Here is a 21,179-nt window from a genome sequence, read left to right as displayed (position 1 = left end):
TTGTTTTTCTTTGCCTAAATTAGATAAATTTAGCAGTTAGGAGTCAGAAAGGAGGGATAGAAATGCTGATATTAAAAGGCGGAACAATTGTAACCCTAGGTGAAGACTGCAGGGTAATAGAAGACGGTGCTATGGTCATCGATGGTGATACTATAGCTGCGGTGGGGAAAAGCGGCGATATCCTTGCAAAATATGGTAATGGGGAAGGCGTAACTGTAAAAGACTTGGGCGGCAGGCTCGTGATGCCGGGTTTGCTAAACGCTCACATGCATTTTTACAGTACCTTTGCTCGAGGCATGTCCATAGCAGGCCCCTCGCCAAAGACGTTTAAGGAGATCTTAGAACGGCTTTGGTGGAGTATGGATAAAGACCTCGCGACTGAAGAAGAACTTTACTACAGCGCCCTGATAGGTGCCATAGAATCGGTTAAATGCGGTACCACTGCTCTGCTGGATCATCACGCTTCATTTGGCATGATCGATGGGAGCTTGGACGTTTTGGAGAAAGCCTTGCGCGACGTAGGTCTTAAAGGGTCGCTTTGCTTTGAGGTTTCAGACCGTTGGGGCCCAAAGGCGAGGGACGCCTCCATCGCTGAAAACGTCAGATTCATAAAAAAGAACAAAAACGATCCCTTTGTGCGTGCAATGTTCGGGCTGCATGCTTCTTTTACGCTGGAAGATGAGACCGTGAGGCGCTGCGTAAGAGAAGCAGAAGACCTGGACGTGCCCTTTCACTTTCACTTGGCAGAAGGTCTCGCGGACGTGACCGATGCCAGGGAAAGGGGTTACAAGGGTGTAACGGACAGGTTGTACGAGCTCGGGGTTTTAACTACTGGAAGCCTTGCCATTCACGGGGTGCACATAGACGAGCCCGAAATCGATCTTTTGGCAAAATGTGGCGTAAATGTCGTTCATAATCCGGAGTCCAACATGAACAACGCCGTCGGCGTGCCAAACGTCGTGGGGATGATTGCAAAGGGCGTAAACGTAGGACTAGGTACTGATGGTTATACCCCTTCGATGCTGGAGTCGGCCAAGGTCGCTTACATAATACATAAACACGAGCGGCGAGATCCGACCGTAGGTTGGACTGAGACGGCAAAGATGCTTTTCGAGTCAAACGCTTCCATATTTTCCGAACACTTTGGCAAGCCCATGGGAGTTATAAAAGAAGGGGCCGCTGCTGATCTGGTGATTCTTGATTACTTTCCGCCAACGCCCTTGATACCTCAAAACTTTTTGGGACATCTCATATTTGGCATCAGAGATAACGCCGTAAACACCGTCATTGTGGACGGGAAAGTGGTGGTCGAAGATCACGTCTTGGTCACCATGGATGAAAGCCACGTGATGTCTGAAGCCAAAAGGGTAGCAGAAAGCTACTGGAGCAAAAGGAGTTGAAAGCAATGGAGTGGCATTGGCCAAAAGATTTAGAGGAATTGGCAAGACTCCTGAAGGAAGAAGGGGCGCTCATTCATGCAGGCGGCACGGCGATAAGGGAAGAAAGGATTAAATCTGCAGTGCACGTTATCGACATGTCTTGTCTGCCCTTAAATTATGTCAAAAGGCAAGATGGGGTTTGGCATATCGGCGCTACTGCAGTTCTTAACGACATCATAGATGCCTTCGAAGGAGCCCATGGCGATCACTTGCTCGTCAAAGCTTTAAAGAACACTGCAACAACGCCCTTGAGAAACCGCATTACCGTGGGAGGGAGCGTCTTTTTGTCGCCCCTTTGGTCTAATCTGATGGGTCCGCTTTTGGCACTTGAAGCGGAAGTGGAAGTGGTTGGCAAACTAAATGGAACGTACAAATACGAAGACCTCTTGTCCAAAAAGGCTGAGTTTCAAGGAAGCGCAGTAAAGGAAATAAAGTTCTCAGATAAAAATATAATGTATTTCTTTGACAGGTTTGCTCGCACTGCAACGGATTACTCAGCTTTTACCGTAACCATCGTTTTGGCAGTTGAAACAGATGTTGTTAAGGACGCGAAGATTGTCGTCACGGGTTGTAAGAAAATTTATGAGAGATTGAGCCAAGCGGAGACCAAGGTGATAGGGAAAAAACTTAAAGAGCTTACTCCAGAAGACATCCTTGAAGGTGCAAACGTGGAATTTGCCGATAAGCCCGCAGGAAGCGGGGCCTATTTGGCCGAAGTTTCAAAGGTCTTTTTGTGCCGCGGACTTGAGGCCTTGGGGTGTGCGAGGTGATGAAGATGAAGGCAAACTTTAAAATAAACGGAAAAAACTTTGAATTTGAATTTCCTCCTCACGCTAAGCTTCTTGACGTATTGCGAGAAAACGGCTTTACGGAGGTAAAGTGTGGCTGCAGGGAGGGCTTTTGTGGCGCTTGCTCTGTGCTCTTGGATGGAAAACTCGTAAACTCCTGCATGATTTACGCTGCTTCCGCCAAAGACAGAGAAATCACCACGGTCAAGAAGATAGGAACACTTCATGAACCGCATCCCATACAGGAGGCCTTCGTTGAGGCGGGAGCCGTTCAGTGCGGCTACTGCACTCCAGGCATGGTGCTTGCCACTTACACGTTGCTCGAAAGAAACCCCAACCCGACCGATGAGGAGATAAAAGAGGCCCTTGACGGAAATTTCTGCAGGTGCACGGGTTATGTTAAGATCATCGATGCTGTCAAGCTTGCGGCGGAGAAGGTGAAAGAAAATGACTAATTATATTAATGTTGGGAAAAATAAAGAAAAGGTAGACGCTCTTGCGCTAGCGACGGGCGAACCGCTTTTTACAGACGACTTTTTCCTCAAAGATCCTCTTCATATAGCCTTTCTTTATTCACCTCACGCGCATGCAAGGATAAAATCGATAGATACGAGCGAAGCCGAGTCCACGCCCGGCGTGGCTCTGGTTTTGACTTACAAAAATACTCCAAGGGTACTTTATACATCGGCCGGTCAGTCCTATCCTGAACTGTCGCCTTACGATATGTACATGTTTGATGAAAAGGTGAGGTTCGTTGGCGACAGAGTTGCGCTGGTTGCAGCAGAGACATTGGAAATTGCAAAAGAGGCGGTAAAAAAGATAAAAGTTGAATACGAAGTTCTTCCTGCCCTTTTTGACATTGAGAAGGCCGAAAAAGACGGCGCTCCCGTGCTTCATGACGGCGATGAGCACACACTTATATCTTCTGCCATCTACAAACCCGAAAAGAACTTGGTCGCTAGAATATCCTTTATATACGGCGATTCGAAAAAGGGATTTGAGGAATCTGATTTAGTGGAAGAGGCTACCTACTATACCCATAACGCATCGCACTGCGCCCTCGAGACGCACGCAGTTAAGGCCACATTTGATCAATACGGAAGACTCGTACTCATCACTTCTACCCAGGTCCCCTTTCATACAAGGAGGATAGTTTCGAGCGTACTTGGCATTCCCATAAGCAAAATAAGGGTCATAAAACCGCGAATTGGCGGGGGTTTCGGAAGTAAACAGGAAGTGTTGTTTGAGCCCTATGTGGCACTGGTAGCCTGGAGGACAAAAAGACCTGCACAGGTTGTTACGTCCAGGGAAGAATACTTCATATCGGGCAGGACAAGGCACGCCATGCGTTCTAAGATAAAGATTGGCGCTAAAAAAGACGGAACTATCGTTGCAATGGAGATAGACGACCTCATGAATGCCGGCGCTTACGGGCCACACGGACCCACTGTTTTGTCCAACACCGGAGCTAAGGTACTGCCGTTATTCAATAAGATAAACAACGTGTCGTTTTTTGCCGATTGCGTCTACACGAACCTCCCGGTGGGTGGAGCTTACCGTGGATACGGAGCGACTCAAGGGTTTTTTGGGTTAAACCAGCACATAGATCACATCATGAGGTTGCTTGGAATTGATATGGCTGATTTTGTAAAAAAATGGCACATCAAAAGCGGCGAGACCTCTGAAGTGTTCAAGGTCATAGGAGAAGGCAAAACAGGTCACGAACAATTTGTCACATCTTGCAAGCTTTCTGAGTGCATTGATGCGGCAGCACAAGTCATCGGTTGGAAAGAAAAACGCAATGCGAAGCGTAGAGAAGGCGATAAGTTCTACGGCGTCGGCATGGCGGTAGCAACACAGGGGTCGGGTATACCCTTGGTGGATATGGGCGGTGCTCATATGAAGATGAACGAGGATGGCTCCTTTAACCTTCACGTTGGAGCTACTGACATAGGAACCGGTTCCGACACGGTGCTGGCTCAAATCGCAGCAGAAGCCCTTCGCGTTCCCTTTGAAAAAATTATAGTTTATTCTTCGGACACGGACATGACGCCTTACGATGTGGGAGCTTACGCTTCTTCGACGACTTACGTATCTGGCAACGCCGTTAAAAAATGCGCCGAAAAAGTTGCATCTCAGATATTGGATGTCGCTTCGGAAATGCTTGAATGCCCCAAGGAGGAGTTGTCCCTTGGCTTAGAAAAGGTAATTCACGAAAAAAGCGGCCGAATGTTGAGCTTTAAGGACATCGCCTACTATGCCTTTTACACGAAAAACCAGTTTCAAATAGAAGATAGTGCGTCATTTGTGAGCCCCGTTTCACCCTTCCCTTTTTGTGCCACCTTTGCTGAGGTCGAAGTTGACGTTAAAACAGGGATTGTAAAACCTTTGAAGGTGGTGACGGCTATGGATTGCGGCGTTGCCGTAAATCCGAAGCTTGCTGAAGGGCAGGTAGAAGGGGCCGTGCTAAACAGCATCAGTTTCAGTTTGTGCGAAGAGTATCTCTTTGACGAAAGCGGGAAGGTAAAAAATGCCAGTTTTTGGGATTACAAGGCCTACAAGACCACTGACTTGCCCGATATTGTCACCATACTCGTGCCTTCCTTCGAGGATTTTGGTCCTTACGGCGCGAAATCCGTCGGAGAAGTTGCGATCAACACGCCGGGGCCTGCCATAGCAAATGCCATTTATGATGCCGTGGGAGTCAGGATGTATAACCTCCCCATTACACCTGAGCGTCTTTTGAAGGCCTTGAAAGAAAAAGACATAAGTTAACACAATTAAGGGGCGTCCTGTGGGTGCCATTTTTGCTTTAGAAAGGGTGGTGAAAATTATGGCATATGACCCCGAACAACCTGTGTTTGAGCAGGAAATTCAGATGTTAACCAAGCCTATTCTTACAATTGACGAAAAGCCCAAATCCTTTTTTGAGACGTTTTATTACGCCTTGCAACTTACCTTAGTTGATTTCAGTCCCTTTATATGGGCTACCGCTTTCGTGGCCATGGCCGGCTTGCCGGAAAGCGTCACGCCTTCCATGATAAGTTATTGTTTCATAGGGGTTTTCGTAGCCACTATGATACAAACCACACTGGGAAATAGATTGCCCGTCGTTCAATTGCCTTCCGTTCCCATTTTTGTAAATATGGCTTCTATCGCCAAGACATATCCCTTTGGGCTTACCACAGCGTGGGGAGCTGCCTTTGCGGGCGGCATTATAGAAGGAGTTTTCGGCGCATCGAGAGTGCTCACCGTTTTAAGGAAGTTCATGCCGCCAGTCGTTGTCGGGTCGGTAGTCGCAACTATTGGCTTCGTCATAACCCGCATCTCCCTTTCTTGGGTTTTTGCAATAACGGATTCGCTGCACTTGACTCTTGGAATAGTAAGTTTTTTACTTGCCCTTTTCTTGCGTTTTAAGCTCAAAGGTCTCATATCCAGGGGATTCGTTTTAATTTCAATCCTCATCGTCGGGATATTTGGAGGAACTTTGCTTGGTGTATTTGATTGGGGAAGCGTTGCCAGGGCGAGTTGGATTGCCTTACCGAAACTTTTCCCCTTCAAAGGATACGATGGAGCCTCATCTCCTATGATATTCAGTTTCTCCGCCATACTTTTGATATTGACCGGTTATGCCTGTTCCATATTTGAGTCAATCGGCGATTATGCTGCTATATGTACGGCTGCCACCGAACCCTACAAGGTAAAACACATGAACAGAGGAATAGCAGCCGAGGGCTTTTCCTGCGCTTTGTGTTCTCTTTTTGGAGGCCTTCCCGTCACGAGCGCTAGTCAAAATGCGGGCATCATCGCCTCTACGGGCATCGCAAGCAGGATTGTCACACAAACCGCAGCTTTCATCTTTTTGCTTTACGGCCTATCTCCCAAGTTGACTACAATTTTGGCTGCTATCCCGAAATCCGTAATAGGTGGAGCCTTCATCATAAGCGCCGGCTTGATATTGTTGTCAGGCATAAATACGGTAATGTCAGACATCAAGGACAACTTTGGAAATATGATCGTAGCCGGTGTGACTCTTGGAGTATCCGTAATGATGCCTTATTATCTTAACTTAGAGCGAAGCGCTTGGCTTGGGACGTTGCGTCCTTTCACAAAGCTTTATCTCACCAATAACGTCTTTTTGGCCGTTACAGTTGGCATAGTGAGCAACTTGCTCATCAATTATGTGTTTTATAATAAAGAGCAGTAACTGACATATGAGGAGATGTTTACCTTTGGGTGAAAAACTCGAAGCCGAACTTGCTGAGGAAAAATCCAGCGATATCAGGAATGATGGGTCTATCGTGGGAAAATCTGTTGTGAGGGTGGACGCCTGGGATAAGGTCTCAGGAAAGGCCCAATATGTGGACGACATACCTTTCCCAGGCTGTTGGTATGGGGGAACGGTTAGAAGCGATGTGCCCCACGGGAAAATTGTCGGAATAAGGCAGGACCCGTCGTTTGATTGGTCGAAGGTAGTCTTTGTGACGGCAAAAGATCTGCCAGGCCCGAATGAAGTGGCCATGGTAAGACGTGACATGCCCATATTGGCAAAGGATATCGTAAATTACGTATCAGAACCTATAGCACTTATCGCTGCTCCGAGTAAGGCGCTCCTCAAGGCTGCATTAAAGGCCGTAAAAGTTGAAATAGAACCGATTGAGCCCGTGTTTACTATAGAAGAAGCGCTTTCGGGCGAGAACATCATATGGGGCGAGGATAACGTCCTTGCAAAGTTTGAAGTGAACAAGGGAAACGCAGAAGAAGCCTTTAATGAAGCTGACATCATAATCGAAGAGACCTACAGGACGGGACATCAGGAGCAGCTTTACCTTGAGCCACAGGGGATGGTTGCTCTGCCGCGCGACGATGGTGGCATCGAGGTGATAGGTTCCCTTCAATGTCCTTACTATATTCACAGCGCCATGACCCACGCCTTCATGCTTCCACCCGAAAAAGTGGTGATTAAACAAGCCGTCACCGGTGGCGGATTTGGAGGGAAGGAGGATTTCCCTTCCCTCCTTGCCATACATGCAGCCGTCCTGGCCTTGAAGGCCAAGCGGCCCGTAAAGATAATTTATGACAGGGCAGAAGACATGGTTTCAACCACCAAAAGACATCCCTCAAGGATACGGCACAGAAGCGGCGTAAAAAAGGATGGCACGATAGTAGCTCAGTACATAGACTTGGTCTTAGATGGCGGTGCCTATACGACGTTGAGCATTGTCGTATTACAGCGATCCTTGCTTCATGCAACGGGTTGTTACAATATCCCGAATGCGCATGTCTCAGCCAAAGTCGTTGCTACTAACACTCCGCCCAACGGTGCCTTCAGGGGCTTTGGGGCGCCACAAAGCATCTTTGCCATGGAACGGCAAATGGATAAAATTGCCAGGACCTTAGGTTTAAGTCCTGTCGAAGTGCGCCGTAAAAACTTGCTAAGGATTGGTGACGCCTTTCCCTTCGGCCAAGCGGTAGAAGATGGAGGAGCAAGGCTTGTCTTCGAACGTGCGCTGGCGATTTCCGAATACGAAAGGAAAAGGGCGGAATATTCGCGCGACAGAGACCCTAAAAGACGTGGCATTGGATTGTCTCTTTTCCTGCACGGCGGTGGTTTTACGGGATCGGGAGAACAAGCGATAGATGGTAAGGTCAAGCTTAAGTTAACAAGCGAGAGAGTTGAACTTTATGTAAGCAGCGTCGATATGGGACAGGGCGCAGCGACGGTATTGACGCAAATTACAGCCCAAGGCCTTCAAATACCCTTTGAAAGGGTTAGATATATGTCTCCCGATACTTCTAAAGCACCTGACAGCGGACCCACGGTAGCTTCTCGTACCACCATGATAGTTGGAAAGATTGTCCTTCGAGGGACGGAAAAACTGATAAAGCGCCTTAAAAAATACGTCTCCGATTACTTTGACGTCCCTGTTGAGGAAGTAGCTTATAGCAAGGGGGTCTTTCAAAGAAATGGCGTTTCTGTGGTCGAATTTTTCGAGGCAGCCCGAAGTTACGAAAAAAAGCATGGACCGCTGGAGGTTATAGGGGATTATTTGCACCCGGCAGAGCTTTACTGGGATGACGACCGATGTCAGGGCGACGCCTACCAGGGTTACGCCTGGGGCGCTAACGTTTTAGAAGTAGAAGTGGATACGGACACCTGGGAAGTAAGGCCCTTGAGGGATACTGTCGTCGTAGATGTGGGCACGGCCGTAAACCCCCTGCTTGCCGTGGGCCAGGTCGAAGGGGGTAGCCTGCAGGGGTTAGGTTACGGCTACCTTGAGGTCATAGAAGTCGAAGGCGGCAAATACAAAAACGACAGGCTTTCTAATTACATCATACCAACGAGCGTCGATTGTCCCGACTTTTTCGTCGAGCTGACGGAAGTACCCTGCAGCAGGGGAGCCTTCGGTGCCAAGGGTTTGGGCGAAATGCCCTTGAGCGGAGGCGGTCCTGCCGTGGCGGCTGCCATAGAGCATGCCACAGGTCTTTTTTCTAACAAACTTCCCATAACTGGAGAGGTGCTCACCGCACTTGAGCAAAAAGGGGATGAAAGGCGATCATGAGGTTGCAGTTTATCTTAAACGAAAGAGAAGTTGCGGCTGAAGTTTCTCCCTTGGATCGGTTGCTCGATGTATTAAGAGAAGAGCTTGGTCACACGGGGACCAAGGAAGGCTGCGGCGAAGGCGAGTGCGGGGCCTGCTCCGTATTGCTTGACGGAAAACTTGTCAACTCCTGCTTGGTGCCCGCCTTGCAAGCACGAGGTGCCGATGTGCTCACGATAGAGGGTTTAGACGGTAAAGACGACGAACTTCAAAGGGCTTTCGTCGAGGAAGGAGCCGTGCAGTGCGGTTTTTGTATTCCCGGGATGGTTTTGGCGGCTAGAGCCCTGTTGCAAGACAACCCACATCCCAATCGAGACGAAATAAAACACGCACTGGCAGGGAATTTATGTCGCTGTACGGGATACGAGCGCATCTTTCGAGCTGTTGAAAGGGCCGCCGCGGCCGGTTACGGTGAACGATTAAAGCTAAAACAACCGCAAAAAAGAGGGCTTCGCTGCGAAAGCGTTCAGTTGCGAGGAAGCGAGCCTTCATGGGTATTCCTGCCCAAAAACCTGAAAGAAGCCTTAGAGATTTTAAGCAATCATCCTGATATCACATTGCTTTCAGGATGCACCGATTTTTATCCTGATCTTAAAAAAGAAAAACCAGAACCTGAAAAAGTGATGGATATTTGGGGCCTGGAGGGCTTAATGGAGATTGAGCTCACAGGAAACTATCTTGAAATTGGAAGCGGAGTTACCTTCGCAGCGATAATCTCCTCAGAACCGGTCAAAAAGCATTTCCCGGCTCTTGTGTCGGCTGGATCAATGATAGGTGGGGTAGCGGTCCAAAACAGGGCCACCATTGGAGGAAATTTGGTCAACGCTTCCGCAGCTGCCGACATTCCCCCTTTGCTTTTTGTACTCGGTGCGACGCTTGTGCTTCAAAGCAAAGATGGGACCCGCGAAGTTCCAGTCACGGAATTTTACAGCGGCTACAGGAAGACCGTTTTAAGACCGAACGAATTGCTTAAAAGCATAAAGATACCCTTGCCCTTGCCTGAAACAAGGCAGTTTTTCTACAAAAGGGGCTCAAGGCTTGCCTTGACCATATCGAGGCTTTCAGTGGCCGGTTTTGCCAGGGTCGATGGCGGGGTCATAACCGATATTCGCATAGCCGTAGGCAGCATGTCACCCATTCCCATGTTTCTTACCGAGGTTCAAAATTACCTCGAGGGCCAAAGGCTGACCGATGAAGTCATAAGGAAAGCCGGTTTGATGGCAAGTCAGGCCGTGTCTCCAAGGACGTCCGCGGATTACAGAAAACGAGTTACCGGAAGGCTTATATCTCGCTTCCTGCTTGAACTGAGAGATAAGCAAGGATAGGGGACCGGCGTTTTTGCCTTAAAATCGCATTTGAGAAGGGAGTGAAATGATGAACTGCGACGAAAAAACCTTGGTTTGCCGCTTGCTCGACGTGATCGAAAATGACATATTGCCACTTACCAAAGAATGCGTCCCCCAGGGCAACAAAATATTTGGCGGAGCGGTACTTAAAGCCGACGACCTTTCCCTTGTGGTTGCAGCCACCAACCACGAGAGTGAAAATCCGATCTTTCACGGCGAGATATACACGATCCTCAAATTTTTTGAGTTAAAGGATCGACCAAGACCTGATGAATGTCTTTTTCTTTCGACTCATGAGCCTTGCTCCATGTGTTTGTCGGCCATAGCATGGGCTGGATTCCCGAAGATTTATTATTTTTTCAGGTACCAGGACACGAACGATGTATTTAACATTCCTCATGACATCAAAATGCTTAAAGAGGTGTTTGACTGCGAGCGCCCAAGCTCCAAGAACTCATTTTTTGAATCCCATTGCATTTTAGATATGGCGTCAGATATCAAAGACGATGAAATGATCAGGTATCAGATTGACAGGATAGTTGAAGCCTACAACGTCCTTTCAATGGAGTACCAATGCATTAAAGATAGAATAAATAATATTATAAGAAAATAAAATAAGTACGTCCAAAGGTACCAACTATCGTTAGTCCGAAACACGGTAACTTGCAAAAGATAACGGTTATGTTATGCTTTAGTTAGGTTATTAGCTTGCTTAAGTGACGACGGAAATAGGGATAAGATTTGCTTTGGTTTTCGCGAACAATTTTCGTCTCGATAAGGTTTTGTGGATCGTTTTCTTTGACCTATAGGATTGTCACCAGAGATGGTTGCGGTTGAGGTAAAAAAATTTAAGTAAAAAAGTGTCATAGGAGGTGTTAAATGCTATGGGTGAATGGTTAGACAGGCGATTTAACGTAACCGCCAGCGGAAGTAGCATTCGCACCGAAATCATTGCCGGGATAACTACCTTTATGACTATGGCTTACATTATTTTCGTGAATCCTGCAATTTTAAGCGAAGCTGGCATGGATTTTGGCGCGGTCATGACTGCAACCTGTATAGCTTCTGCGGTAGGCACCATTTTAATGGCTTTACTGGCAAATTATCCCTTCGCCTTAGCACCGGGCATGGGGCTTAACGCCTTTTTCGCCTTTACCGTGGTCTTGGGCATGCAGGTGAGTTGGCAAACTGCACTTGCTGCCGTTTTTCTCGATGGAATTATATTCATCATACTTACAATCGGTAAGATAAGACAGGCCATTGTAAATGCAGTTCCCTATACGCTTAAGGTTGCAGTGGGAGCAGGTATAGGCATGTTCATAGCTTTGATTGGTTTGATACAAGCCGAAATTATAGTGGATAACCCGGCTACATTGGTATCTTTGGGCAATTTAAAGTCAGCCGTTCCGATCCTTTCTTTGCTGGGACTGCTTTTCATGGCCGTTCTTAATGCTTACCGGGTCAAGGGATCGCTTCTTTGGGGCATATTGTTAATTACCTTGATTAGCATCCCTCTTGGGGTTACCACGGCTCCGGAGAGCTTATTTTCGGCTCCACCGAGCTTGGCCCCCGTGTTTTTAAAATTCGATCTCAAATCCGCTTTGACCTTTGCGATGTTCCCGGTGGTCATAACTTTCGTCTTCGTCGACATGTTCGATACCATAGGGACGCTCATTGGAGTTTCCACGCGCGCAGGCATGCTGGACGAAAAAGGCGATCTTCCGAAGGCTGGCGAAGCGCTTTTTGCCGATGCCGTGGCTACGGTCGTTGGTGCCTGTCTTGGGACCAGCACTGTAACCACCTACGTAGAAAGCGCTGCAGGCGTCGAAGAGGGTGGAAGGACCGGTTTAACGGGAATTGTAGTAGCCATCTTGTTCTTGCTGGCCCTATTTATATCTCCAATAGCGCGCATCGTACCTCCCGCTGCAACGGCGCCCGCGCTCGTCATGGTTGGCGTCTTCATGATGCAGACCTTGAAGAATCTTAATTACGACGATATCACCGAGATAGCGCCGGCATGCATCACCATATTTGCCATGCCTTTTACTTATTCCATAGCCGAAGGAATTTCTTGGGGAATTATTTCTTATGCTTTAATCAAACTTTTTTCCGGCCGAGGCAAAGAAGTCAGCAAGACCATGTACGTACTGGCCATTCTGTTTTTGCTCAAAGAATTCATGCTTTAATAAATACTAAACAAAGGCCTGCCACGCGATGTCCCTGCGATAATGGGCATCCTTAAAATGGATGGAAGAAACGGCGTGGTAGGCCTTTTCTTTTGCATCTTTTAAGTTATCGGCCAGCCCTACTACCGTAAGGACCCTTCCTCCCTTTGTAAGAAATTTACTTTCTTCTTTTTTTGTGCCCGAATGAAACACGATGACATCATCTTTGTCTTTGAGTCCATCCAGCCCCTCGATTGGATAACCCGTTTCGTATTTTTCGGGATATCCGCCCGAGGCCATCACGACACCGACGGCGCTTCCATTGACGGTTATTTCATCTAATTCATCGAGAGTGCCGCGGCAGCATGACAGGAAAAGTTCGCCCCAATCAACGTTGCATATGGGGAGGACGACTTGTGCTTCAGGATCCCCGAACCGCACATTATACTCGAGCACGTAGGGATCGCCATCGTGTATCATGAGTCCGGCGTATATGGTTCCGGTAAAATTGATATTATCGGCTTTCAATCCTTGTACAGTTGGTCTTATGATTTCATTCTCGATTCTAGCTTTTAGGGCCTCGTTTACTTGGGGTAGGGGAGCGTAAGCTCCCATCCCGCCCGTGTTTGGTCCCTCATCGTTGTCAAAGGCCCTTTTATGATCCTGACTCAAAGGGAGCATCTTATAAGAATTCCCATCGGTTATGGCCATGGCTGTTAGCTCGTAGCCTTTTAAGAAGTCTTCTACTATGACGATTTGTCCCGCTTCGCCCAACTTTCCTTCCACTAACAACTCGTGCGCGGCTTTTAAGGCACTGGACAAGTCCCCAACCACGAAGGCGCCTTTCCCGGAAGCCAATCCATCTGCCTTTATTACAAGGGGCGGTGTGCGCTTTGTGAGGGCTGATTCGGCCTCATCGTAACTACTGCATACGTCAAATGCGGCACTCCGTATGTTGTGCCTTTTCATGAATCTTTTCGCAAAAACTTTGCTTCCTTCGAGCATGGCGCCTGACTTACCGGGCCCGTACACCAAAATACCTGCTTTTTTTAAAGCATCAGCGACCCCCGCGACCAGAGGAGCTTCAGGGCCTATCACGACCAGGTCGACCCTTTGATTTAAGGTCAAATCCAAAACTTGACTTTCATTCAAGGGGTTTATGGAAAAAACGTCACATACGTCCGAGATGCCACCGTTACCGGGGGCGGCTATCACTTCGGAGACCCTTTTTGATTTTTTAAGCGCGTAAACGAGGGCATGTTCCCTCCCCCCGCTTCCTAAGACTAATACTTTCATCTTTTAAAAGACCTCCCCTGGAGTTCAATGGCGAAAGGTTCTTGCCTTCGTAATCAACATCGGCATTTTATGCTTTATGCAAGCGTTTTTTACCTCTTCGTCGCGTTTTGAACCACCCGGTTGAAGTATGAGAGAAATGTTTGCCCGGGCTGCAAGTTCAATGCTGTCAGGAAAGGGAAAAAACCCGTCTGAGGCCAAAACGGAGCCCTTTGACTTTTCGCCTGCGTGTCTTATGGCCCATTCAACGGCGTCAACGCGGCTCGTAAAACCCGATGCTATGGCCACCGTAGCGCCATCCTTTGCCAGGGCTATGGCGTTGCTTTTTGCCAAAGCGGCAGCCTTCCAGGCTACCAAGGCGTCATGTCGTAGATCCAACCTTTTTTCTCCTACCCACTCGCCGCCTTCAAAATCGACTTCAGGGGGCATGACGTCTTTTTGTGCCAAGAAACCAAAGGTGGTTTTGGTCAGTCTCAAATTATCATCGTGGTTTGGGCCGAAGCGAATTAGCCTTAAATTTGGCCTACGGTCCTCGAAGACTTTTAAAGCCTCGGTCGAAAAGGAAGGAGCTACGATTAACTCATAAAATTTAGCGGATACCTCAAGTGCCGTGTCTTCGTCAACCACTCGGGTAAAACCTATTATGCCGCCGTAGGCTGACACAGGGTCTGAAGCAAGAGCGCCTTCGTAAGCTGATATCAAGTTTTCCCCTATGGCCAAACCGCAGGGCGTCGTATGTTTGATTATTACGCACCCCGGGGAGTCCTTTAAAAGCAATATGCCTTTTACGGCAGCATCAGCGTCCAGCAAATTGTTGTAAGACAACTTGCTTCCTCCCATTTGTTTAAAAGGAATGTCCACTATGGGATGTTCGTAAAGGGCAGCGCTTTGATAAGGGTTCTCGCCGTACTTAAGATCTGCGGTCTTTTTTAAGGGGATGGGGTAAGTATGGGGAAAAAGCTCTTCATCTTCCATGGCCTTTTTCAATGTAGAGTGAATTATAGAGTCGTAGAGGGCAGTCTCTGCAAAGGCCTTCAATGCAAGTTTCTGGCGCGTTTCAAGTGACACGTTGCCAAGGCGCGTTAATTCGTCAGTTACGGCATCGTAATCTGTCGGGTCGATGACGATTGTCACGTAGCGGAAGTTTTTAGCTGCTGCCCTTATTAACGTCACGCCTCCTATATCTATGTTTTCTATTAAATCTCCTAAATCCGCTCTTTTCTTCGCAACTTCCTCAAAGGGATATAAGTTGCATACAACTATATCGATCAAGGGAATGCCCCATTTTTCCACATCCGCCAGATCCATTTGAAAGTTTCGTCGCGCCAAAATGCCGCCTAATACCGAAGGATGAAGCGTTTTTACCCTTCCTCCAAGAATGTGTGGGTAGCCCGACAAGTCAGCGATTTCCTTGACAGGTATGCCCTGTTCTTTGAGGTAGCTTGCCGTCCCTGAGGAGGAAACTATCTCATATCCCAATTCATGAAGCTTTTTTGCCAAAATCTCGACACCATTTTTATCGAACACAGATATTAGCGCTCTCTTAATATGGTCCTTCAATCGTCATTCGCCTGCCTTTCATTTTGAAGCGTCCTGCAAATAGGTTCTTTAAGGTCTGCCAGTAAAGGTCATGTTCAATCGCATGAATTTTTTCTTCCAGGCTTTCAAGGGTGTCCTCGTCGCAGATGCGAACTTCCCTTTGACTTAGAATGGGGCCGTGATCCATCTTTTCGTCAACCAGATGTACAGTGACGCCCGTCACTTTTACTCCATATTCAAAGGCGTCTTTTATGGCCTGTGTGCCCGGGAAAGAAGGCAAAAGAGATGGGTGAATGTTTACGATTCTTTTTTCGTATTTGCCTACGAATGTGGGGGAAAGCATCCTCATGAAACCTGCCAGGACGATCCAATCGACGGAGTCACTTTGGAGTTTTTCATCCAAGACCTTTTCTGCCTGCTCTTTTCCTTCTTCGTAGGGAAGTAAAAGCGTTTTAAGGCCCAGACTTTTGGCCATCATTATTCCATAGGCGTCTTTTTTATCGCTTGCTACGAAACAAATTTTAGCTTCTAAGTCACCCTGGGCGCATCTTTGTGCCAAAGCGAGCATGTTAGAGCCCCGCCCTGACAGCAAAATCGCCATATTGGTCAACCTTTGATCACCTCGCCTATGACAAAGTGGGGTTCCTTCAGTCCTTTGAGGACGTCTTCAAGCAAGGAAAGTTCCTTTTTGTCTATGACTAAAACGAAGCCTATCCCTAAATTAAATACCTTTCTCATTTCCTCTTCCTCGACTCCTGCCCTTGCGATGAGATCGTAAATTTTTGGGCGCCTCCAGGAGTTGTAGTCCAGGTATAAAGAAAATTCATCGGGGATGACCCGCAAGATGTTGTCCTTTAAGCCACCGCCTGTTATGTGGGCCATAGCTTTTATTTTGACTTTTTCAAGCACAGCCATCACGATTTTGGGATATAGCCTAGTTGGTTCAAGCAAGACTTTTGCAAGGGACTTTCCTTCGTTTAAGGGGTCAGAGTCCAAGGAAAGCCTCAATCCCTCTTCGAGCAAGGCCTTTCTTACCAGGCTGAAGCCATTGCTGTGAAGCCCGCTTGAAGGAAGCCCTACCAGCAGGTCGCCGACAGAGACATCTTCACCCGTTATTACGCGCCCATCTTCTACCACTCCAAGGGCAAAACCGGCTAGATCAAAACCTTCAGCAGGATATGTGCCGGGCATCTCTGCCGTCTCTCCGCCAAGCAGAGCGCAGCCGCTTTCCTTGCAGGCTTTTGCTATGCCGTAGATAACGGGGTAAAATCTTTGGCTGTCCAGCTTCCCACAGGCTATGTAATCGAGAAAAAATAAGGGCTTGGCACCGCAGGTAATGAGGTCATTTACGTTCATGGCCACCAAGTCTTGCCCGAGACCCTCAAGGTCTCCCGCCTTTTTTGCTATTTCGAGCTTGGTTCCAACGCCGTCGCAACAAGCGGCCAAATAAAGACCTTTTCCTAAGTCGTATAAGCCACTGAAACCGCCAACGCCTGAGACCACGCGACTGTCTTGGGCAATAGAGGCGGCCTTTTTGACGAGCTTCACCCAGTCGTCAGCTGCCTTTAATGACACACCTGCCTTTTCATAGGTCCACTTCATGGGCATCATTCCTCCATATAATTGCCGCTAAAACAGGCCGTGCAAAGTTCGATTTCAGGAAGGTCGATGGAGCCGATAAGGTCTTCGATATCAAGGAAGCATAAGGAGTCGGCTCCTATGTGTTTTTTTAGAGTTTCCACGTCCATCTTTGCCGCTGCCAGGTCAGAAGACGTTGGGGTATCTATTCCGTAAATGCAGGGAAATTTAACGGGCGGTGAAGCTATACGCAAGTGAATCTCCTTGGCGCCGGCTTCGCGAAGGAAGCGAAGGGCTATCTTCGAGGTAGTGCCTCGTATGATTGAGTCATCAACGACGACTATCTTTTTGTCCCTTATCAGGTTGTCGATGGGGTTCAACTTGATCTGAACGCCAAGTTCTCTGACGCGCCTCGTGGGTTGGATAAAGGTCCTTCCTACGTATCTGTTCCTTACGATGGCCATCTCAAAGGGCAATTTTGAAGTGAAAGCGTAGCCAAGAGCTCCTATTGTGCCGCTATCGGGCATCCCTAAGACGAGCTCTCCTTGAGGGCAGGGACAAGTTTTGGCCAGCTTTTGACCCAGCTTTAATCTGACGTCGTACACGGAATGGCCGTCTATGTCACTGTCCGGGCGAGCAAGGTAAACGTATTCAAAGGAACACCTGAAACGTCTAGTTGCCTTCGTGTCAATATTTAAGCTTTTAATGTTCCCTTCGTTTATGATTATGATTTCACCGGGCCTCACGTCGCGCACATAACTGGCTTTGACGATGTCCAGAGCGCAACTTTCGGAAGCAACGTAGAAAATGCCGTCCCTTTTTCCTATCGTCAAGGGTCTAAAACCCCACGGGTCCCTTGCAGCAACTAAGCTGCCTTCGATCAAAGCGACGATGCTAAAGGCACCTCTGAGTTTGCTTAAAGATTTTATTAGTGCGTCGATAGGCGATAAGTTTTGTTCGTGAGCCATGAGGTGCAAGATGACTTCCGTGTCTGTGGCGGATTGAAATATGGCGCCCCTGGATTCGAGGTCGCGCTTTAAGCCTTCTGCATTAGTAATATTGCCGTTGTGAGCTATGGCGACATGTCCCTTAGAATAGGAGGCGTGCAGGGGTTGGGCATTTATTAAACTTGACTTTCCCGCCGTGACGTAACGGACATGACCTATGGCGCATGTGGTCTTTTCTTTTGCGAGTTTTTCCTGGTTTAACGCAGCGTGTACCAAGCCCATCCCTTTTTGGATCTGCAGATGAGCTTCATCGTCTATCCACGCAATGCCTGCCGATTCTTGCCCACGATGTTGAAGGGCATATAAACCCAAGTAGACGTCCTCCAAAATCTGATCTTTTTTTGGAGTGCTAACGCCAAATATTCCACACATTCTCCTTTGCCTCCATAAATAACACTATGGCTGGTTAAATTAAATCCCGCGAATATGTCCGCCTTATATTACCTTATATTAAATGAATACCTTTATTATTTATAACGGTTCCAATCTCCCGGATCGGGTAACCTTTCCATATCTTTAAAAAATCCTCTGTCTTGGCCTCGGGAACCGAATATAAGGCCCGCGGGCCTCCTTCGCCAAACAAAAGCTTTTCGTCGGCCCCTTTAATCTTACATCCAAGCTCTGCCTTAGCAGTCATCCTCATCAAGGTTATAATTAGCCCTCCGTGGCCTACGCATCTTCCGCTTGAGGCAGCTTGCAAAGTGGCCGTTTTAATGGCACGCTCGCAAAATGCGCGTTCGGCGTCAAAATCAAGGAGTTCAACGGGTCCTGTCAGTTTTCCTTCGAAGATTCGCTGGTAAGCGCTTGCCTGCAGCTGGCCGTCTTTTCCTGCTAAGAACAGTTTGTCCGATACATCGGGATCGTTGCTTTTTAAAAATGTCTTGCCATCAAAGGCACCAACGGCGCATACTGCCGGCGTGGGCAAAATCGCACACTTTGGTGACTCGTTATAAAGACTGACGTTTCCTGAAACAATGGGGCAGTCAAGCTCCCTGCATGCTGCGGCCATGCCTTTTACTACTTCAGATATGCTCCAAAAGTTTTCGGGGATTTCGGGAGAAGGAAAATTAAGGCAATCGGTCATACCAAGTGGATATGAACCTGCTACGGCCAGTTTTCTTATTGCCCTGGCGACCGTTTCAGCTCCTCCGGCAAAGGGGTCTACGGCGCACCTCCATGGATCGCTTGCGACGGCAAGCGCCACGAGCTTATCTATTTCTTTTATATAAAGGATGGCCACGGGGTTTCCCGGCCCAAGCATGGTCCTGCTTTGAGCCGTATAGTCGAACTGTTCGTAAATCCATGATTTGTCCTCAAATTGCGGTAAAGAGTACAAGATATTCGCGAGCCTTGAAAGGTCACCCCTTTCAAGCATGATCGTTTCGTCTTTGGGGTATTTGACTTCAACTTTGACGGGCTCGCGCTTGGGCCATTCGATCTTAGGGCTTGAAGTAAGAAGGGATGCGGGAACGTTGGCCACGATTTCGCCTTTATCCTTTAAGACGTATTTATCTTCCGTGATGATTTTTCCTATAATTTCGCACTCAAGGTTCCATTTGTCGGCCAAGGCTTTTACTTCGTCAAAGTTTTCTTCCTCTATTGCGAGTAGCATTCTTTCTTGAGATTCGGAAAGGGCAATCTCAAAGGGCTCCATATCCTTTTCTCTCAAAGGCACGTTATCCAAGTAAATTTCGGCGCCTGCCCCTGCTTTTGCGGCCAATTCGACGGCAGATGATGTTATGCCGGCAGCTCCCATGTCTTGCATGCTGACGATCAAGCCTTTGTCCAATATTTCAAGGGTGCATTCTATGAGCACTTTTCCGGCGAAGGGGTCGCCCACCTGGACCTGAGGCTTACTTTCCTTTACAGCATCGTCAAGCTGAGTCGAGGCAAAAGCAGCTCCTGCAACTCCGTCACGGCCCGTCTTTGAACCCAGCAACACCAAGACGTTTCCGGGTTTGGATGCACCGGAACTAATAACTTTATCTAACTTTACCAACCCTGCGCACATGGCGTTGACCAAGGGGTTTTCTCTGTAACAAGGATCGTAGTAGGTCAAGCCCCCTACGGTTGGAACACTGGTGCAGTTGGCGTAATTTGCGATTCCTTTTATGACTCCCTCTCGCAAGAAGTTAGATCTTTCATCGCTTGGCGGGCCTAAAAAAAGGCAGTCCATGGAGGCTATGGGGCGAGCTCCCACGGCCAGAACGTCCCTGATGATCCCACCCACGCCCGTAGCAGCTCCCTGGACGGGTTCTATGGCAGAAGGGTGGTTGTGACTTTCCATCTTGAAGGCTATGCCAAAACCCGAACCAATATTTACGATTCCGGCATTTTCTCCCGGACCTTGAAGGACGTGCTTGCCTTCCGTTGGAAAAAGGGCCAGCAAATCTTTGGTGGACTTGTAACTGCAGTGCTCAGACCACATCACGGAGAACAGCCTTAATTCGATATCGTTTGGCTCCCTCCCCAAGGCGTCTTTTATCTGCAGATATTCTTCCTCCCTTAAACCGAAGAAGGTTTCTCTCATTTTTGCATCTCCTTTATTCCCGTATTCTGCGCCAGATTTCTTCGTATGCTTCTAAGACGTTGCCTAAGTCTTTCCTGAATCTATCTTTATCCAATCGTTCACTTGACGAGAGATCCCAAAAGCGGCATGTATCGGGAGAAATTTCGTCAGCTAGATAAACATTTCCATCGTCGTCCGTTCCGAACTCCAGTTTGAAATCTACGAGCTTAATGCCGCGTTCTAGCAAGAATTCGGACAATATCTCGTTAACTTTTATGCTAAGTTGCTTCATCCTTTCTACTTGGGCCTTTGAGGCAAAGCTAAATGCCCTGATGTGATCTTCCGTCACCAAGGGATCGCCAAGCTCATCGTTTTTCAGGTAAAACTCCACAAGTGGGGGATCAAGATTTAAGCCTTCCCGGACGCCCAGCCTTTTGCATAAAGATCCCGTGCTTACGTTTCTAACAACCACTTCCAGGGGAATTATCTTGAGCTTTTTCACGAGTTGGTGGTTATCGTCCAATAACTTTACGAAGTGGGTGGGGATGTTTTTACTTTGCAGAAGCTCGAAAAAGGTGGCGCTTATCAGGTTTGTCAGCCTTCCCTTGCCTTGTAGAGAGTCTTTTTTCTTTGCGTTAAAGGCCGTTAGCGAGTCTTTGTATTCGAATATCGCAAGGGTCGGGTCATCGGTCTCATAGACTTTCTTTGCCTTCCCCTCATAAATAAGCTTAATTTTATTCATATCATCACCTCATATTCCGTACCAGTGTTTACATTTATGGCATAGATAGCTATAAATGTCAATATATTTGGCTCCATAAAGCACAAAAAGCTAAAAGGGATTTACGCTTGATCTGAACGATTTTTTGGCATCGTATTTTTGTGGTAGACTGAACTACTCCCTGTGATAAGA

The 21,179-nt window shown here is 47.8% G+C and carries 16 protein-coding genes; 9 read left to right on the top strand and 7 right to left on the bottom strand.

Going from position 1 to position 21,179, the window contains the following annotated elements; all coding sequences use genetic code 11:
- The first annotated feature begins 62 nt into the window (after positions 1-62).
- The 9 genes from ssnA to Q7P41_RS09870 all read left to right on the top strand — a co-directional run bounded on the left by ssnA (position 63) and on the right by Q7P41_RS09870 (position 12,361).
- Positions 63-1,400 (top strand): putative aminohydrolase SsnA, encoded by a 1,338-nt coding sequence (gene ssnA, locus Q7P41_RS09910; protein WP_303883922.1) that lies wholly within the window; start codon positions 63-65, stop codon positions 1,398-1,400.
- Between the two features lie 5 nt (positions 1,401-1,405).
- Positions 1,406-2,209 carry a xanthine dehydrogenase family protein subunit M gene (locus tag Q7P41_RS09905; RefSeq protein ID WP_303883920.1) on the top strand — a complete coding sequence of 268 codons (804 nt, stop codon included), beginning with the start codon at positions 1,406-1,408 and terminating at the stop codon, positions 2,207-2,209.
- A gap of 5 nt (positions 2,210-2,214) precedes the next feature.
- A complete protein-coding gene (locus Q7P41_RS09900; RefSeq protein WP_303883918.1) occupies positions 2,215-2,682 on the top strand; it encodes a (2Fe-2S)-binding protein in 468 nt (155 codons plus the stop codon).
- Positions 2,675-5,002: a xanthine dehydrogenase family protein molybdopterin-binding subunit gene (locus Q7P41_RS09895; RefSeq protein WP_303883917.1), complete on the top strand. Its 2,328-nt coding sequence runs from the start codon at positions 2,675-2,677 to the stop codon at positions 5,000-5,002. Before Q7P41_RS09900 ends, Q7P41_RS09895 begins: the two co-directional genes overlap by 8 nt.
- A gap of 19 nt (positions 5,003-5,021) precedes the next feature.
- Positions 5,022-6,434, top strand: a complete 1,413-nt coding sequence (locus tag Q7P41_RS09890) for a uracil-xanthine permease family protein (RefSeq protein ID WP_303883915.1) — start codon at positions 5,022-5,024, stop codon at positions 6,432-6,434.
- Positions 6,435-6,459: 25 nt separating this feature from the next.
- Complete coding sequence (locus tag Q7P41_RS09885; RefSeq protein WP_303883914.1) at positions 6,460-8,790, top strand: xanthine dehydrogenase family protein molybdopterin-binding subunit; 2,331 nt, start codon at positions 6,460-6,462, stop codon at positions 8,788-8,790.
- Positions 8,787-10,154, top strand: coding sequence for an FAD binding domain-containing protein (locus Q7P41_RS09880; protein WP_303883913.1), 1,368 nt, complete (start codon positions 8,787-8,789; stop codon positions 10,152-10,154). Before Q7P41_RS09885 ends, Q7P41_RS09880 begins: the two co-directional genes overlap by 4 nt.
- Before the next feature lie 46 nt (positions 10,155-10,200).
- A complete protein-coding gene (locus Q7P41_RS09875; protein ID WP_303883912.1) occupies positions 10,201-10,788 on the top strand; it encodes a deaminase in 588 nt (195 codons plus the stop codon).
- Between the two features lie 271 nt (positions 10,789-11,059).
- Positions 11,060-12,361: an NCS2 family permease gene (locus Q7P41_RS09870; protein ID WP_303883910.1), complete on the top strand. Its 1,302-nt coding sequence runs from the start codon at positions 11,060-11,062 to the stop codon at positions 12,359-12,361.
- Positions 12,362-12,367: 6 nt separating this feature from the next.
- On the opposite strand, the gene purD is transcribed toward Q7P41_RS09870, so the two are convergent.
- From purD to purC, 7 genes are all read right to left on the bottom strand, one after another.
- Complete coding sequence (gene purD, locus Q7P41_RS09865; protein ID WP_303883908.1) at positions 12,368-13,636, bottom strand: phosphoribosylamine--glycine ligase; 1,269 nt, start codon at positions 13,634-13,636, stop codon at positions 12,368-12,370.
- A 24-nt stretch (positions 13,637-13,660) separates the two neighbouring features.
- The gene (gene purH, locus Q7P41_RS09860; protein ID WP_303883906.1) at positions 13,661-15,193 is read right to left on the bottom strand and encodes a bifunctional phosphoribosylaminoimidazolecarboxamide formyltransferase/IMP cyclohydrolase; all 1,533 of its coding nucleotides are present in this window, start codon (positions 15,191-15,193) and stop codon (positions 13,661-13,663) included.
- A complete protein-coding gene (purN, locus tag Q7P41_RS09855) occupies positions 15,177-15,773 on the bottom strand; it encodes a phosphoribosylglycinamide formyltransferase (protein ID WP_369693156.1) in 597 nt (198 codons plus the stop codon). The genes purH and purN overlap by 17 nt, the downstream gene beginning before the upstream one ends.
- A gap of 5 nt (positions 15,774-15,778) precedes the next feature.
- On the bottom strand, positions 15,779-16,774 hold the full coding sequence (gene purM / locus Q7P41_RS09850) for a phosphoribosylformylglycinamidine cyclo-ligase (protein ID WP_303883902.1): 996 nt from the start codon (positions 16,772-16,774) through the stop codon (positions 15,779-15,781).
- Between the two features lie 5 nt (positions 16,775-16,779).
- Positions 16,780-18,129 (bottom strand): amidophosphoribosyltransferase, encoded by a 1,350-nt coding sequence (gene purF / locus Q7P41_RS09845; RefSeq protein ID WP_303883901.1) that lies wholly within the window; start codon positions 18,127-18,129, stop codon positions 16,780-16,782.
- A gap of 73 nt (positions 18,130-18,202) precedes the next feature.
- Complete coding sequence (gene purL / locus Q7P41_RS09840; protein ID WP_303883899.1) at positions 18,203-20,287, bottom strand: phosphoribosylformylglycinamidine synthase subunit PurL; 2,085 nt, start codon at positions 20,285-20,287, stop codon at positions 18,203-18,205.
- A gap of 13 nt (positions 20,288-20,300) precedes the next feature.
- A complete protein-coding gene (purC, locus tag Q7P41_RS09835; RefSeq protein WP_303883898.1) occupies positions 20,301-21,008 on the bottom strand; it encodes a phosphoribosylaminoimidazolesuccinocarboxamide synthase in 708 nt (235 codons plus the stop codon).
- Positions 21,009-21,179: the final 171 nt, after the last annotated feature.

This window comes from Acetomicrobium mobile (assembly GCF_937920065.1).
This window is presented reverse-complemented; position numbering and strand designations above follow the sequence as displayed.

Bases quoted from the DNA above. Each gene is read 5' to 3' on its own strand.
- ssnA (WP_303883922.1), top strand. From the start codon at position 63: ATGCTGATATTAAAAGGCGGAACAATTGTAACCCTAGGTGAAGACTGC.
- Q7P41_RS09905 (WP_303883920.1), top strand. From the start codon at position 1,406: ATGGAGTGGCATTGGCCAAAAGATTTAGAGGAATTGGCAAGACTCCTG.
- Q7P41_RS09900 (WP_303883918.1), top strand. From the start codon at position 2,215: ATGAAGGCAAACTTTAAAATAAACGGAAAAAACTTTGAATTTGAATTT.
- Q7P41_RS09895 (WP_303883917.1), top strand. From the start codon at position 2,675: ATGACTAATTATATTAATGTTGGGAAAAATAAAGAAAAGGTAGACGCT.
- Q7P41_RS09880 (WP_303883913.1), top strand. From the start codon at position 8,787: ATGAGGTTGCAGTTTATCTTAAACGAAAGAGAAGTTGCGGCTGAAGTT.
- Q7P41_RS09875 (WP_303883912.1), top strand. From the start codon at position 10,201: ATGATGAACTGCGACGAAAAAACCTTGGTTTGCCGCTTGCTCGACGTG.
- Q7P41_RS09870 (WP_303883910.1), top strand. From the start codon at position 11,060: ATGGGTGAATGGTTAGACAGGCGATTTAACGTAACCGCCAGCGGAAGT.
- purD (WP_303883908.1), bottom strand. From the start codon at position 13,636: ATGAAAGTATTAGTCTTAGGAAGCGGGGGGAGGGAACATGCCCTCGTT.
- purN (WP_369693156.1), bottom strand. From the start codon at position 15,773: ATGGCGATTTTGCTGTCAGGGCGGGGCTCTAACATGCTCGCTTTGGCA.
- purM (WP_303883902.1), bottom strand. From the start codon at position 16,774: ATGAAGTGGACCTATGAAAAGGCAGGTGTGTCATTAAAGGCAGCTGAC.
- purF (WP_303883901.1), bottom strand. From the start codon at position 18,129: ATGTGTGGAATATTTGGCGTTAGCACTCCAAAAAAAGATCAGATTTTG.
- purL (WP_303883899.1), bottom strand. From the start codon at position 20,287: ATGAGAGAAACCTTCTTCGGTTTAAGGGAGGAAGAATATCTGCAGATA.
- purC (WP_303883898.1), bottom strand. From the start codon at position 21,008: ATGAATAAAATTAAGCTTATTTATGAGGGGAAGGCAAAGAAAGTCTAT.